We start from the raw sequence: 656 nt of genomic DNA on the forward strand, positions 1-656 counted from the left end.
GGAAAGAACTCGATCGATCGTTTCGCCTGCCAACAGAAGACATAACGAATCCCACACGTTTTTTTCGTGTTTCGTCAGTGTGGAAACGATGCTTCTTGCGATGCAAAACGACTGCGCGAATGTTTCTTCGCGAAACGTACCCGAAATGTTCTCTTTGACTTTGACCATGCGAAGATCGCGTTCGGCTTGGTTGTTATCAAAGGGAACATGTACTTCACGTAAGAAACGCAGCGCTTCTTCCTTTCGTTTTTGAAGGCGTCGAACAAAAGCGAGTGCTTTTTTCGGAAGAGGCGTCATCGTTTCTAATCGGTGTTGTGCTCTTTCTAGGATGCGATCATACACTCGTTCCCACCGTCTCGCTTCTTCTTCGGAAAGTGCACCGTGATGGGCTTCGACGGCTTGCTTGGCGGCTAACAGAAACGTGGTCATGCGCATCGCCCACGTATGCCCCTGTTCGATGAATCCTTTTAACTCACGCAAATGGTGGGCATGACAAAGGGCATGGGTGGCATGTGTGTATTTCGGATATGTACCGAACGCATCGTGCATCATCGTCCCTTCATATCGGGGAAGAATCCCGATATCATCGGTCGCTTTTTTTCCACGAGAAGCGTGAGGAGCCAAGTATGTATATCTCGATGTACACGCGACATGCA

1 pseudogene is annotated in these 656 nt (G+C 48.9%); it reads right to left on the minus strand.

Going from position 1 to position 656, the window contains the following annotated elements:
• Positions 1 to 656, minus strand: a pseudogene (locus ETC02_RS18655) (IS66-like element ISGst1 family transposase); the annotation flags it as partial.

It is taken from the genome of Geobacillus sp. DSP4a, assembly GCF_013096875.1.
In the GTDB taxonomy this organism is placed as follows: Bacteria; Bacillota; Bacilli; order Bacillales; family Anoxybacillaceae; genus Geobacillus; species Geobacillus thermophilus.